Consider the following 14,189-nt stretch of genomic DNA (forward strand, 5'->3'; position numbering starts at 1 on the left):
GAACTTGTCGTGTTTCGCGACAAGTCGTCGGCTAAAGCAGATCGACGGCAGCTTTCATCATCTCGTCGCGCACGTCGATATAGCGCTGGGTGGTCGTCAGGTTTCGATGACCGGCCAGTGTCATGATGACCTTCGGACTGACACCGGAATGCGCGAGCCGGGTGATGAACCAACGGCGACCGCTATGGGAGGTCGCTCCGTCGAGACCGGCACTCTTATATAATTGCCCCATCAACTGGCAGAGTGTGTTTGCCGAAAACGACGTCCGCTTCTGTGTCAGTAATAGCGGGGCATCGGCGTCGCGCTCTTCGGGCCAGTCCGAGCAGTGACGTTCGATCTCTCGGCGCAGCTTGTCGTTTACGAACACGACACGCGCATGCCCGCCCTTGGTGACTTCCGCGCTCAAGCGCAGTTGCTCGCGTACCATGCCGTCGCTGTCGATAACATCGCGCAGGGTCAGCGCGGCAATCTCACCCACGCGCAAGCCCGCAAGATGCGACAGCATGAGCGCCAGCCTGTTGCGCCCGGCGTGCTTCATCTGTGCCACCACCGCCAGCAGCCGCTTGAATTCGGCATCAGTCAAGACACGCGCTTGCTTCATCAGAACCTCACGAAAGGCAGCGTTTCCATACCATTCGTTATGTTGCCGATGAGCAGCAAGGTCGAGCGCCCGTTACTCATTCGGAATTGCTCTGCGGGTACAGCGCGTTAGCAGACGAAAATGCTGAAACCTCAGGAAATGTGTATTTTGTGAGGTTGGATTTGTCGAGGTTCCGCTATTTGCAGCTTGTGGCGTACCGTACCAAGCACTTCTATTCTAGGCACGTATTCGTGCGTGAGATCGCTCGCATCAGAAAAACTGCACTACGCCGGACCGGTAAGCTCAACATCCGAAACCCGCATAACCACTTGCCGGGGTAGGTGGGAAATCGATAAAATTCGCTAGTTGCCAATTGCCTTTTTCACGGCTTCAACAGCAACCGCTAACGGTGGAAGAAGGCCTACTGCTTTCGCAATGACGATCGGACCCAAAACCGCTCCGGCAGACGACAACGTCGCATCGACGAATTTTGTTGTCCGAGCGCCCAGCCATTCTCCCAGTTTGCTAATGAGTAAAAGGAGTTTATTAGTCCGCGACTTTACAATCTGCGTATCGGGGTTCGGCTGTTCGAGTTCCGCGTCGAGTACATCGATGTCTTCAATCGTTTCGCGAAGCTCATCGAGTTGCACGTTTCTATCGCCTTGGTCGGGAGGTCCGTTATGCCCCCTCCACGCAAGCTCCTGCTCAAGCTCTTCAATACGACTGCGCAAGATGCGAAGCGCGGCGCGCGCTTCAGTTACGCTGATATGCTCTCGACTGTCACCAGGATTCAGAATTCGGGCAAACTCGTCATTTTCCAGCAGCATCTCTCTGATTTTTGGCCGGACAACTGCACCGACGCTTTCAGCGGGAGAGAAGTCTGCGAGGATTGGACCTCCTAACTCTTGGACGACGGCGGACACATTCCGCATCCTGTAGCGAATTGCTGCGTTATTTCTTTGGGTTAAGCTCTGGCTTAATATTGCCTGTGCCAGAGGCTCCCAACGAGTTTCAGCGCCTTGGACCTGAAAACGGAGCAGCAGAATATAGGCTTCTACCGAACGGCGGAGTTCGTCGTCGGTCCAAGAGGTGTTTTCACGCTGAGTATTTCTTGTTGCCATAGCCTGTTTCGCATCTTCAGTAATATCATAATTCAACCAGTGCCTCAGTCGATGGCAATGCCCTCCGCGCGCGCCTTCTCGATAGTATCAATAAGTATCCCGCATTGTTTGTCGCTTGGAATTTTCGCTGGCATTTGCATAGCTATTTTCAGTATGCCGGTTTCTTTGGGTGTCAGTAGTCGCTTGGTTGCGAGCGTATCGTGGATGACAATCCACTTCGCCGCCGGGATTGAGAAGACTTTCGTCTGCGCCTCTATCCCATTATCCACCTTCTGTGTTTTCCGGGCATCCCGCTTCTCGGAGAGGTGATCTTCGCGGGCCAGCAGTTCATCGTCGAAGCCATCCGGCAACAGATCGGCAAATTCGTCGATTTTCTCCAACATCCTGGTCCAGCAGGCTTCCCGCTTGGCCCATTCAGAAATATTGGATATGCCTTGCGGAGGACGCACAAGTTCGTCGTTCACGCAGGAAGCGAGGGCAGCCACTGCGCGTTCAAATAACGGGCTGGTCTCCTGCGCGTTCCAGATCCGTAGGAAATCGAGATTCCTTTCCTGCCGCCGCGTCAGCTCACTCAGCACTGCGAGGGTGTAGGCTACGATATTGGCGCGATAGCCGCCATTGTACCAAGACTGAGCCGATACGATCTTCTCCGTGGCACGGAATATGATTGCTCGCGCCACGGCCCTTTTGAAATACGCTTCGTTGAAGCCGTCCGATGACTTGTCCCACTCTTTACCAATACGGGCCGCGTAGCGGGCAAAGTTCTTTTCAGCACCAAGGTTCACATATCGGGGATGGTCGTCCCAGACGTTCTCAAACTTAGCAAGATCCGTCTTTGTCAGCATCTGCGGCTTCGGATTCTCAGCTTTGAACCGCTTCTGCTCGGCTGGAGTAAGTTTGGCCTGCGCGTCCGCATACTGACCACGGGCGCGCTCATAAAACCATTTGGTTTCCCGCTGCGCCCCCCTGCCTGCAGGCGCCCACATGCGGCGGGAAAATTCCTCCATTCTGATATGGAATGCATGATTTGAGAAAAAGTCCGCTGCCTGCACTCGGTTTTGGGTGTTGGCGTATTCAGATATGCGGGGAACGACCCTTTCGCTTTCCTCACTGTCAATTACCGATAGCTTCATCTGTACGAATATCTGCGCGAGGTTCGCTTTGTCGCGCCGACGCGTGTGAAACAGCGATGCGGTGGTCTGCCCGCCGTTGACAATCTGAAGGTCGGTTATGCGCGTTATGTGAAGCCCGGTATCCGTCCGCATCACTTCGACACTCTGTGCCGTCGCGGTGATCCCGTTGTTGTAAGCGAAGAACATGCCCGGCTCAGTCAGGATCGTCGTGCGGATACCCTGATTGACCTTCCCTCGCGCTTGAAGGAATGTCCGGACGTTCTGCTCCAGCAGCCTCGCGCCGAATTTCTCATAAAGCGCCGACAGGATGTCGCCAGGCATGACGATTAGGTAGGACTGATATGCTTCCGTTCCGAGATGTGCTGGAAGGCAGGATATGCCGGTCCCGAACATCGCTTCAAAATCTAGATCCAGCGCCTCCTTGTGGCTGCGGGAACTGCGCTGACGGTGAAGACGAGAGATATCCCAGATATGAAAGCTGGTGGGGATACCGGCTGTCTCGGTGTCCGGCAGTGCCTGAATCCGGTCACTCAATGCGCGCTCCGACGCAAGAATGAGGTTGAGCTGGCGGATCATAGACTTCCTGTCCGCAATCTGTCTCGCGAGGCCGTATTCCGGCGACGTGACTTCCAAGTCGGCAGACAAATTCTTTCGCCGACTGGCATCGAAGAAATTGGCAACACGTTTGAACGCGGCATCAACATCGGTGCGGGTCAAAGAGGCAAGCTCGGTGCGGCTGTCGAAGTCCGCCACGAACAGGTTCAAGCCGCCTTCATCGTTGAACCAGTAGCCGTCAACACGCATACCGCGCTGCGCCCGATAGTGTGCAAATTCGAAGCCTTCCGTGAAGCCTGTCTCTGTCAGTTCACGCGAGACGACATCCATGAACTCGGCAAGCAGAAAGTTGCCGTTTGCCTCGGCCCCGGCCAGCAAATCCTGACGAAAATCATGGAAGAACTCTTCGGCAGTGGTCTCCAATCAGGGCCTCCGAAACATATCAGCTTCGTCGCAGGAAAACGGCGCCATCGCCTCCAGCATGATATCGTAGGAAACCCTGGTGATGCCGGGCGGCAGCTCCGAGCGGATCAGGCGGGGAAACCCATCGGTAACTCGGTATCCCTGAAGGCTGCCGACAATGAAGCGTGGAGCATCGTATTCCGTGAGCGGCACGTACCCCATGCCTGCGAGTTTGTCGGCGAACTGCTCGATGGCATCGGCATCTGCCAGCTCGCTGTCAATCAGCCCGACAACACCGTTCAGTGACAATGCTTGGCCAGCATCGGGCTGACTGCTCAGGCGCTGGGTCAGGAGAAACAGCTCGTCGGCGAGCGATTCCAACTGATCTTCGGACGAGATGCGGACGGTGCTGCGTTCCCGACCCGAAAGCGATTTTACCTCGATGGCCCGGTTGCCAAAGATGAAATCCTGATGGGAATCGTCCGGTCCACACCACGCATCGACCGCAGCAGGCTGAGGCATAGTATGCTGATAGAGAAGACGGAGAACGTGCAGTTCGCCAAACAGGCCGCGAACCTCTTCGGGTGAGAGCAGGCGGGCGTTCCGCCCCGACAGAAACGCCTTCCAACGCCGCAAATGGGCAAGTGCCACGGCCAGTGCCGTCGCCGGATCAGCAACATCTCTGAGGCTACTGATTAGCGTGTCACAGAGGCCAAAGAACAGATCGCTGTCGATATGGCGAGCAAGTGTAAGAACAAACCGCTGCTGCCCGGCACCATCGCCGTTCCGGAGATCAACGCTGATACCGTGCAGGGAAACCAAGTCACGGCGGAACTGCATAGTGTGATCGCCGTCCAGCTCTATAATCAGCAGGCACTGCGCTCCGGCATCGCGGCCCCAGAAGATGGCAACACCCGTCGTTCCCGCTACGCGGAGGGCGCTGAAATTAGCCGCCGGTGTTGGAATGGCATCCCACGGCACAGACCTACTCATCGTCATAGTCCTCGTCGGTGTCCGGATTGTCGTCCATCGAGCCGTACATCTCCTCCATCCAGACTTTGTTGGCGATTACCTCGATCTCGAAGTCGGCTCCGTACAGGCCGTCAGGGAAGCTCAGCCCCCATGCGGGAACCCTATAACCTGTGAATGCAGGATTTTCGGTCGGCTCGAGAACATGGATCATCAACAGCGGTTTTTCACGGACCATGCGATAATGAACGTCAGAGGGCTTTTTCTTTTTGGACTTGGTGTCCGCAGACGCCAGCCTCTCCGCCTCGGAAATCTGATCCTCTGTCAGGCCAAGCTTTTCGTCGCCGCGACTGGCGACGCGGTATCCTGAAACCTGCCATCTGTCGGGCGTAGCATCCTTTTCAGCAGTCCGGTCCTGTGCGCCAAGGCGATATGTTGTCGGATCACCAGGCCCTTTCGAAATAAGCAGAACATCAGCTTTGGAGAATTTCGGCGCAATCTTGAGAAGGTATTCAACCGCGTCGGCTTTCCGTTTTCTTGCGGATTTATGCGCCTTAAACCGCAGCAGGAACTCATCGACTTTCCCGACATCAACGTCAGGAATGAACCACCCCTTTTCGGTTGGCTCCACTGTGCCGCCAAACCCGTCGCGCCAGTATTCCGCGATCAGATCCTCGTTATCCTGGTTTGTCTTAGGATCGAGAGGAAGCAGCCAGCTCTCCTGAAGTGTGCCGGTCAGATTCTGGTTCAGAATGACTTTTTCACCATTGCGCATCTTGTTCGCGGCGGTCACCATCAGGCTGTCTGGATGCGACTTCACATAGAGGCCGAAATCCCTTGGACTCATGTCGGCCTGACGCATCCGCGTGATCTGCTGACGCAGTTCCTCGGATGCCAATGCGATGTGCTTATACCAGTTGATCGAGTCGTTTGGCAGCCATACCCGGCAGACATCCTCATAGCCTGGTCGATAGCCGAACCAGCGCCCCATCTGCATTAGCGTGTCGTACATCTTGGTATTGCGGTACATGTAGCTGATCGTCAGACCTTCAATCGTCAGGCCGCGTGACAGGCTGAGACCGCCGATCGCGATAGCGGTCAGGCCGATGTTATCCTTCTCGTACTTCGCGAAATCGAGAACCTCGTCGCTCTTGCTGTTGACCACGTAGGTGCGCAGGTTTTCGAAGACGCTCCAGAGAGCCGCTTTCACTTCATCCCAGGAGTAATTTCTCCCGCCAAATTCGTTGGCGGCGAACTCGGCATCATACGCGGCGCGCAGACGTGCCATGTGTTCGTTTTTCGATGATGCCGCTTCCGGCATCATGTAGTTGGATTTCACGGCTTCCCGCATCCGGTCGAGGCGCAGACCGATGAAGCTCCGCACTTCCTTTTGAACGGATACGAAGCGGGACACGTTGATCAGCATGGAGCAGTGTTTCCGCTCCTGACCTCTGAGGTTGCGGATGGCTCGCGCCACGATGAACTGATCCAGCGCGCGATAGAGGCTGGGCGGCAGTTCCGCGACCGGAAAGCCGTTTTTATGGCTAAACGGCAGGTATTCCTCACAGTCCTCGATCTGCCGCAGGATCGCACCGTTGCTTTCGTCGTTCAGAAAAACCTTGTCCGGCCCGAAATATGTGGTCGGAGCGTCCAGCGAGTGAATGAAGTCGCTCGGGAACAGCTCTTCATATGCATTCTTGTCGAAAGCGTCGGGGTCGATGAATATGTTGGCGAACGGCGTTGCCGTATATCCGACGTAACAGTTCTTGGTGAACAGCCGCAGAATCTTCCGTATCCACGCATTGGTGGCGGTCGGATTGATATCCGGCTTGTTCGTATTGATTGACGCGTTGTCAGCCTCGTCGTCGATGACCAGCATAGGAACATCGGCAATGCGGTCGCGCCCTTTCGCGTTCAGCTCCCGCAACCAAATGTGCAGAGCTTCGAGCGTCTTCACATTCTTCTTGATGACGAGAATGACAGGATTTTTGAAATCGTTCAGTTGCGCGCCACTGACATTCGCGGTCTGCTTGTTGAAATCGGAATTTATGTTGGTGAGCGTAACAGGGTTCGGGTACGTCTTGTCCAGCCCGACACCGATGTTAACGCGATTTTCCGGGTCGCTGGAGCGTCCGACAAATCCCTCATCGACACGCTGCTGGGTCTGCTTGCGCAGATTGTTGTGAATGCCCGCAATGACGATGATGAACTTGTATCCGGCATCGGCAGCTTTCGCGATCACGCCCATGTAATTGGCAGTCTTGCCAGACTGGACATGGCCGATAACCAGACCACGGCGCTTCCATTCTCCTTCGCTGGTAGGATCCTGGAGCAGGCCTAGAATTTTTGAACCGTCACCGTTGAGGAGAGTATTAACAACGGTAGGCTTCCAGCCCTGGCTGCGCAGATAGCCACCATATGCATCCGCATACGTCGTGTCGATTTCGCGCTTGTGAATCCAGTCCTCGTCGTGCGCGGCATCGACATCGATCAGTGAGATGCCCGCATTCATGCGCGACGGGATTGCCGTCTCGGCTTCAGCGATAATGTTCTGAAGAGCGCCGGAATAGCCGAGCAGCGGCGCGAGGAGGACAGCCTTGGCGGCGATCTCGTCGCGTGACGGTAGACCGTCCTGATCGTCAAACGCGCCGATCAGTGCAGCAAGAACAACCTTCTCCTTATCACTCTGCGTACTCAAGCGAATGCCCCCTGAATGTAATTCTCAACGATCTCCCCGTGATCGTCAAAGATTCGCGTCGATCTGACAATATCCCTGAATGCATCCGCATTCCCCGGACCATCACCCCACAGAGCGCGTTTGAGGCCGTCAAGGCGATCCTTCACGTCATCAACCTGCAGCATCTGATTTACGTCGCGGGGATGCGTCGAATAATCCGAGTAGATCATCTCCACGGGCAGCGATGCTGAAATTGCGTCCATCAGAAGTTCGAGGTGATGCACACCTTCGCCGTCCAGTTTCTCTTGCAGACGCTGTGCCAGCGGATGCGTCCTGTTCAGGGCATACCGGATGCCGGCCTTGTCGGCATATCGTTCCCACAGCGGTGCGGTGACTTCATGGAAAAGCTTCTGTCCGCGACCCCGGTGAACGGTGGTGCTTGCCCCAGAAACCTGAGCGATAATCTGCCTGAGCCGTTCTCGTACCAACAGCGGCGGACGGGATCGCGACTTCTTGATGTCGATAGTCCACGCCTCATCCAGGCTGTTTGGAAAGTCTATCTGGATGCGGGCCAACTTGGTCGCTTCTCCCTTCGGGATAAGGCGGAACCAATCACCCCATGCCATCAGCCTGCCATTGCGGTAGATGTATGCTCCCTGATTCGAGATGAAGTCGCTACGGTTCTGGTAAAAATCGTACTCGCGTGGCGTCAGGTTTGAATGGTGCGGCAGGATATAAGGCTGCATATGCACTGCAGCCGATCCGACCCGCACAATCTCTTCCGGCAGATGTCTGGTGTGTGTGTTTTTGCGGCAGAACGGATCAAAGGCTTCGACTGGATGTCCGTTGACAGTAATCGCAATACGACGTCGGCCCCGGATTTCGCCAGCCAGAAAGCGGTGGAACACGAGCGAGAGATGCTTCTCCAGCACATCCAGCTTCTCGTTGACGATTTCATCACGGCGGTTGCCAGTCTCGTCCTCCAGAAGCCGATCCAGTTCCCGCCATATGACGGCGGTGCCGTGCGTACCTAGCCGGTCCATATACGGAAGAGCTGCTATATCCTTGTCGTCAAGGATACTCAGAATCCAGTCATCCGTCTTGTCGATGACGTCAAGATCCCACTCCGCCGCAGAGCAGGCGCCACCCTTCATGCTGGCAACGGTGAGAGACCGACACTGCGAGAATGATGCGGTCTTCAGCCCGAGGCCGAAACGTCCGAGATCGCGCGGCGAACGCTCGGCGCGGGGATTTGCCGCGCCATGTCGCATGGCGGCGAGCAGCTCATCAGCGTCCATCCCGCGCCCGTCATCAAGGATGACTAGAAAAGGCCGTGGAGCTGAGGGCTCGCAGAAAATGTCGATCTTTGATGCGTCGGCTGAGATGCTGTTGTCGATCAAGTCGGCGACAGCCGCCTCAAGCGAATAGCCCAGATCTCGCATCGATGCGGAGAGGCAGGCGGCGCTCGGCGGCAGATGCTGTGTCCGTGCCATCAATCGACCTTGCGAATTTCGGAGGAGAGGCGATCCACGATTCCGGAAGCATCAGCTTTCAGATCACATTCCCAGACCGTGATGACAGTCCAGCCCGCCGCCTCAAGTGCGGCGCTGTTGCGCCTGTCCCTCTCCACATTCCCATCAAACTTGTTCTGCCAGAACTCGGTTCTGGTTGAGGGCATGGTCGCGTTCCGGCATCCGGCATGGCGATGCCAGAAGCAGCCGTGGACAAAGATAGCGGTGTGGTACTTCGGCAGTACGATATCGGGCTTTCCGGGTAGGTCTTTGGTGTGGAGCCGGAATCGGAAACCTGCACGATGGAGCAGTGACCGAAGACGCATTTCAGGGCCGGTATTACGTCCCCTGATCCGTGACATGTTCCAGCTTCGACGCTCCGCTGAAATCGAATCCACCATCATTCATCATCCGGTACGGCATTGAGGACTTCCGCGACGATATTCGCGATCTGTCTAGCAAGCTGCGGCGGAACGGCGTTGCCGACCTGGTGATACTGCTCCGTGCGCGGGCCCGAGAAGAAATAGTTATCGGGAAAGGTCTGGAGCCGCGCCGCTTCACGTACCGTCAGGCTGCGGCACTGTGCGGGGTCGTAGTGGATGAAGTAATGGCCATCCTTGGAGATGTGCGACGTAATGGTTGTGGAAACATGGCCTGCAAGCTGTACCCGGAACCTGTCCGAGAACATTTTGCCCATCCGCCCTTCTTCCACATTTTTGTGTTCGGGCAGCAGGCTTGTTGGAAAATCGGCCAGCTTAGGGCTGCGTCCGGTTTCCTTCGCGAACGTCGCGGCATAGAGATAGCGCCGGAGATCGGAGGCCATATGACTTCTCGCCTCATGCGCGGTCAGCACCGACAGTCGGTCGTCATAGAGGCTGCTCAGCACCTCATGTGCCGGCTTACTCATAACATATCGGGCCGACGATATCGCATGGGGTGAACTGATTTCGATTAGATTGTGGAAATCCAGCGCCTTTGCGACATTGCCCGCATAGGCCGCACCATTGAGCTGACGACGGACATTCATAGCAGATATAGCGCGAAGCTCGCTCAGCCACGCTGCGGGACTGTCCTTCGCCTTAGAGAGTCCGCTGCGGATGGAAGGCAGCGATCCAATGGTCTCCTGAACGGTCGGAGCAGTCATCTTTTTCAGCAGTCCCGGACGGACTTTCAGGTCGCTGCGGATGCCGACAATGAACATGCGGTGCCGCGCCTGCGGAATGCCAAACTCCTCGGCGCGGACAACGAACAGGCGCGGGTCGACATCCTGCTCAGCCATCTCCTGTTCAGTAAGCGAATACAGCTTATAGGACAGGTCACTGGGCGCCGCGGGGATGGCGGTTACGGGATGTGAAAGATCACGCACGATTCGGGTGATAGCCGATTTTCCGTCGATGGTGGCGGAGAGCAGCCCCTTCACATTCTCCATCACAAACACCGGCGGACGATGATCAACGATTATCCGAAGATATTCGAGGTAGAGGGTATGACGTACGTCTTCGGCGAAGTCCTTGCGGCCCATCATCCGCGAACGCCCGACCAGCGAATATGCCTGGCAGGGCGGGCCTCCCACGAGTGCCCACCGACGGCTGCCTGCAACACGGTCACGGATGACCTTCTTCACTTCCGCATGGGATTCGGGCCCAAGCGAAATCCGCAAGGCCGCCGACGCCGCGTGAGCATGTGCTTCGGGATGGAGGCGATACATCTCCTCGCGAGTCATGCCCCCTTTGAGAAACGTATAATAATCCTCTGGCGCTTCTCCTTCCGGAAACTGGCGGATGAAGTGACGAAGAAGAAGCGTCTGATGCGAGAATACGTCCCTCTCGATGGACACAACGCTGTTGAAGTTGGGCTTGCCTTTCTCATCCGAACTTAAGGCAAAGCCTTCGCCAAGGCCACCGGGACCAGCGAAGACATCGACTACGGGGAAGGCCATACGGCGCCACGTCTGATCACGCTGACTTGCGCTAGCTCGGACCGGAAATTCTTCGATGATTGGATCAACTGCGAGCATGTCGATGGTCAGCCCCCGGCTCGCCCGAGTGGCGTAGCAGATGCAAGCGACAGCCGTTGAAACTCTTCGACGCTGACAACAACAACAACCGGCCTGCCATGCTTTTCCACTTGGACCGGCTCCGCTCTGGCCCTGTCAAGCAGGAGCCCGAAACTGTTTTTGGCGTCCTTAGCGGACATAGTTTGCATGTGATCTGCCCCGTTGCAATTGAGCTATTTTAGCTATTCGGACCATCTTGGCAACTACAACCTAGATAGGCAGAGTATCGATCTCCTACAATTGTCCAAGTTTTAACGGTCGCTTTACAGCGCTCAAATAGCGAAGTGTACAAGGGGACGCCGGAGATCTACGGCCGCGTGCTGCGAATGGCCGATTGCCGCGATCGCATTTTCGGAATGGGGCTAACCGGAGGGTTCCGTACTACGCAACCAGGCGCCCTGGATGTAAATCATGGTCCCTCGCATTTCTAATGATCAATCTTGAAAAGGCACGGTGACCAACGCGTCGAAATCGGAATAATAGTGGATCGAACTTACGCTGCCCAAATTTATGAAAAAGAGACCTACATGATTGAGACGGCTATCGCCTTGGGCAAAGGAACCCTAGAAGTCCTCGGCTTACTGGTTTCATTGACTGCTGACGGAAGAAGCGTGTGGAATACTGTGACCACTCGAAGCATCCTTGATGCACTGAGAGAGCTATATTTTTACGACGACCGAACTCTTTCTATTTTGGAACGTACAATCAATGGCGAAGATCTAACGTCAGAAGAGGTTGACCGCGCTCACGCCGGCTTCAATCTGTCCCAGAAGAAAATCGATACCGCTCTGGAAAATATCGATTTCGCAGCACAATCACCACATCGTGCGCTATCAGTTGAGGCATACAATAAGCTCCGTGGACTAAGTCGCGGTAAGAGCGACGTCCGTATTCAGATTGATCATTTCCTATACGAACTAGGAATGCCGACATCGAGCGAAAACGAACGAACTGCAAGGATAGAACAAGCAAAGCAAATTCGGTCGCAGATTCACGAAATCAACGAACGTATCACCATCATCGACAACAACTTACGGGGCGCCGACTGAGAGGTTAGGCACAGACGACAGTTGAATCCGCCGGCTGCGCGACAAATAGCACAGAGCTAGCGCAGTAGATTCTCATACTCAATTAATTCAAATGCTTAAAACCCGATTCTCCCAATTCCGATTCCAAAGGTCACAGGTTCGAATCCTGTCGGGTGCGCCATCAATTTCCTAGTGCATTGAAACGCCAAAACATCTAGGGTTTCAGGACCTTAGGGATAGCCGTCTGGTACACAACGCTATCTCACAGGGGTTGCACACTTGATGGCAGGAATCACCTACATGCAGCGGCGAAGCTCCGGCATCTACGAATTTCGAAAGCGCCTCCCAAAGGAACTGGCAGGAAAGCCCGCACCCGAGCACGCCAAGCGACACGTCCCCGAGTTGGTCAATCCCAATACAGGGCGCTTCAAGCGTGAGCTCACGGTGTCTCTCGGCACCAATGACCCTAGAGCCGCCAAACGCAAAGACCTCGCGGAAGCACTCAAGGCAGCGGACCTTTTTGAGAAAGCCGTCCTGCTTATTGCTCAAGGCCCCGCCGCAAAGCTCCCCCTTCAACCGTTGCCAGAAGTTTCCACCATAGAAGCATGGGCCTTTCGCAAGATTTTGGCGGGCGACGAGGAGACGCGCAGACAGGGCGATTTACGCAGGCATCTCCAGAAACCGGAAGAGCGGCATCAGTGGCCTGACCTAGAGCGCATCCGCTTCACCGGCATGGGGATGGAAAGCAGCCACCTCTTTGTGCACGGCGAGGAGATAGACATGTGGCTTGCCGACTATCAGGGAGCCTTGGCGCGGTATGATATATCCATCGTCCAGCCTGAGCTCCATGCCTACCTCACAGCCAACCGCTTGCCGATGGACCCCTCCTCTGACTTCTACCAAGAGGCAGGGCTTGCGATACTCCGAGGTTACGTGAGCGGCTATCGAGCGACAAAGCAGCGACAAGAGGGTCTCGTTGTGCCGACACCTGCGGAGGCCAAGCCTGCCGAGAAAGGCCCGAAGCTTTCCGAATCGCTGGCCCAATGGAAAGCCGGAAGCCCGGCCCGTGGTGGCAAGAAGCTCTCCCATAGCACCGTGCGAGAAGCCGAGCGTGTGGCCCGCTACTTCACGGAATGGCATGGCGATCTGCACCTAGCGGACATCACCAAGGAGAAAGCCCGCGATTTCCGCAACGCCTTGGCCGCGCTACCAACCCGCCTCAAAGGACCAAAGAGGAAGATGTCTTTCCGCCAGCTTATCGAATCAACGGCAGACAAGGACAGCGAGCCTCTCCACGCAACCACGGTCAACAAGTACCTCAATCTTCTGGTAGCCCTGGTGAGCACTGCGGAGCGGGACGGCTACATGGACCGCATTACGGGTTTCACCAACCCCTTCTCCAAGCTCTCCATCACCGTTGACAAGCGGAATGATCCAAACCGCCGCAAGCCCTTCTCTGCGGCTGACCTCAAGGCCATTTTCACATCTCCGATTTATGCATCGGGGTCTAGGCCGCTTGGTGGCCGAGGAGAAGCGGCTTACTGGATGCCATTGATTTCTCTGCTCACCGGAGCCCGCCTCAACGAAATTGCGCAGTTGCGCTTGGCGGACGTCAGGCAAGACCCGGAAACGGGCATATGGATAATTGACATTGACACTGATGGGGACCGCTCGGTGAAAACCGTTAGCTCCCGCCGTCAGGTTCCCCTGCATGGCGAGCTCATTCGGCTTGGCTTGCTGCGGTATCGTGAGGGCCTGCTTAAGGCGGGGGCTAAAAGCACTAGCAGCCTGTGGCCAGAGCTCTCCTCCGCAGACTCCAAATACAGGTCCACCGCATGGTCAAAATGGTTCAACCGATACCTCAGGGAAACCATCAGCATCACGGAGCCGAGCAAAGTGTTTCACTCCTTCCGCCATACCTTCAAGCGGCTAGGGCGCAATGCTGGACTGACGGAAGAGATTCACGATGCTCTCACGGGGCATGTCGGCAGCGGCAGCGTTGGGCGGGACTATGGGGATGGATTTGGGCTTCCTGCCCTTGGCGATGCTGTGACGAAGATTGTAGCGCCTGAAGCTGTCTTATCGCTGTTGGAGTGGGAGCCAGTTGGCAAAGCAAGGCGGAGGAAGGCGTGATGTAGCTAAACATCCTCATGGATC

General features: G+C 55.9%; 11 protein-coding genes. 2 read left to right on the top strand and 9 right to left on the bottom strand.

Annotated elements, in window-relative coordinates:
- Positions 1 to 31: 31 nt before the first annotated feature.
- The 9 genes from CRO62_RS14960 to CRO62_RS15000 all read right to left on the bottom strand — a co-directional run bounded on the left by CRO62_RS14960 (position 32) and on the right by CRO62_RS15000 (position 11,153).
- A complete protein-coding gene (locus CRO62_RS14960; protein WP_097100751.1) occupies positions 32 to 601 on the bottom strand; it encodes a tyrosine-type recombinase/integrase in 570 nt (189 codons plus the stop codon).
- A gap of 341 nt (positions 602 to 942) precedes the next feature.
- Positions 943 to 1,737 (bottom strand): hypothetical protein, encoded by a 795-nt coding sequence (locus CRO62_RS14965; RefSeq protein WP_143539394.1) that lies wholly within the window; start codon positions 1,735 to 1,737, stop codon positions 943 to 945.
- Between the two features lie 8 nt (positions 1,738 to 1,745).
- On the bottom strand, positions 1,746 to 3,812 hold the full coding sequence (locus CRO62_RS14970; RefSeq protein WP_097100753.1) for an AIPR family protein: 2,067 nt from the start codon (positions 3,810 to 3,812) through the stop codon (positions 1,746 to 1,748).
- Positions 3,813 to 4,784, bottom strand: coding sequence for a PD-(D/E)XK motif protein (locus CRO62_RS14975; RefSeq protein WP_097100754.1), 972 nt, complete (start codon positions 4,782 to 4,784; stop codon positions 3,813 to 3,815).
- Positions 4,777 to 7,458: a Z1 domain-containing protein gene (locus CRO62_RS14980; RefSeq protein ID WP_097100755.1), complete on the bottom strand. Its 2,682-nt coding sequence runs from the start codon at positions 7,456 to 7,458 to the stop codon at positions 4,777 to 4,779. The genes CRO62_RS14975 and CRO62_RS14980 overlap by 8 nt, the downstream gene beginning before the upstream one ends.
- Positions 7,455 to 8,930, bottom strand: coding sequence for an ATP-binding protein (locus CRO62_RS14985; protein WP_097100756.1), 1,476 nt, complete (start codon positions 8,928 to 8,930; stop codon positions 7,455 to 7,457). Before CRO62_RS14985 ends, CRO62_RS14980 begins: the two co-directional genes overlap by 4 nt.
- Positions 8,930 to 9,352, bottom strand: coding sequence for a very short patch repair endonuclease (locus CRO62_RS14990; protein WP_097100757.1), 423 nt, complete (start codon positions 9,350 to 9,352; stop codon positions 8,930 to 8,932). Before CRO62_RS14990 ends, CRO62_RS14985 begins: the two co-directional genes overlap by 1 nt.
- Positions 9,349 to 10,965 (bottom strand): DNA cytosine methyltransferase, encoded by a 1,617-nt coding sequence (locus CRO62_RS14995; RefSeq protein WP_323455499.1) that lies wholly within the window; start codon positions 10,963 to 10,965, stop codon positions 9,349 to 9,351. Before CRO62_RS14995 ends, CRO62_RS14990 begins: the two co-directional genes overlap by 4 nt.
- An 8-nt stretch (positions 10,966 to 10,973) precedes the next feature.
- The gene (locus CRO62_RS15000; protein WP_097100759.1) at positions 10,974 to 11,153 is read right to left on the bottom strand and encodes a type II toxin-antitoxin system Phd/YefM family antitoxin; all 180 of its coding nucleotides are present in this window, start codon (positions 11,151 to 11,153) and stop codon (positions 10,974 to 10,976) included.
- A 378-nt stretch (positions 11,154 to 11,531) separates the two neighbouring features.
- Here CRO62_RS15000 and CRO62_RS15005 point away from each other — a divergent pair, with 378 nt between their 5' ends.
- Both CRO62_RS15005 and CRO62_RS15010 read left to right on the top strand, forming a co-directional pair.
- Positions 11,532 to 12,053, top strand: a complete 522-nt coding sequence (locus tag CRO62_RS15005; RefSeq protein ID WP_097100760.1) for a hypothetical protein — start codon at positions 11,532 to 11,534, stop codon at positions 12,051 to 12,053.
- Between the two features lie 261 nt (positions 12,054 to 12,314).
- Positions 12,315 to 14,165, top strand: coding sequence for a DUF6538 domain-containing protein (locus CRO62_RS15010; RefSeq protein WP_323455500.1), 1,851 nt, complete (start codon positions 12,315 to 12,317; stop codon positions 14,163 to 14,165).
- Positions 14,166 to 14,189: the final 24 nt, after the last annotated feature.

Origin of the sequence: Rhizobium sp. AN6A, assembly GCF_900215635.1 — a bacterium.
GTDB classification, from domain to species: Bacteria; Pseudomonadota; Alphaproteobacteria; order Rhizobiales; family Rhizobiaceae; genus Agrobacterium; species Agrobacterium tumefaciens.

Bases quoted from the DNA above. Each gene is read 5' to 3' on its own strand.
- CRO62_RS14985 (WP_097100756.1), bottom strand. From the start codon at position 8,930: ATGGCACGGACACAGCATCTGCCGCCGAGCGCCGCCTGCCTCTCCGCA.
- CRO62_RS14995 (WP_323455499.1), bottom strand. From the start codon at position 10,965: ATGCTCGCAGTTGATCCAATCATCGAAGAATTTCCGGTCCGAGCTAGC.
- CRO62_RS14960 (WP_097100751.1), bottom strand. From the start codon at position 601: ATGAAGCAAGCGCGTGTCTTGACTGATGCCGAATTCAAGCGGCTGCTG.
- CRO62_RS14990 (WP_097100757.1), bottom strand. From the start codon at position 9,352: ATGATGGTGGATTCGATTTCAGCGGAGCGTCGAAGCTGGAACATGTCA.
- CRO62_RS14975 (WP_097100754.1), bottom strand. From the start codon at position 4,784: ATGAGTAGGTCTGTGCCGTGGGATGCCATTCCAACACCGGCGGCTAAT.
- CRO62_RS15005 (WP_097100760.1), top strand. From the start codon at position 11,532: ATGATTGAGACGGCTATCGCCTTGGGCAAAGGAACCCTAGAAGTCCTC.
- CRO62_RS15000 (WP_097100759.1), bottom strand. From the start codon at position 11,153: ATGCAAACTATGTCCGCTAAGGACGCCAAAAACAGTTTCGGGCTCCTG.
- CRO62_RS15010 (WP_323455500.1), top strand. From the start codon at position 12,315: ATGGCAGGAATCACCTACATGCAGCGGCGAAGCTCCGGCATCTACGAA.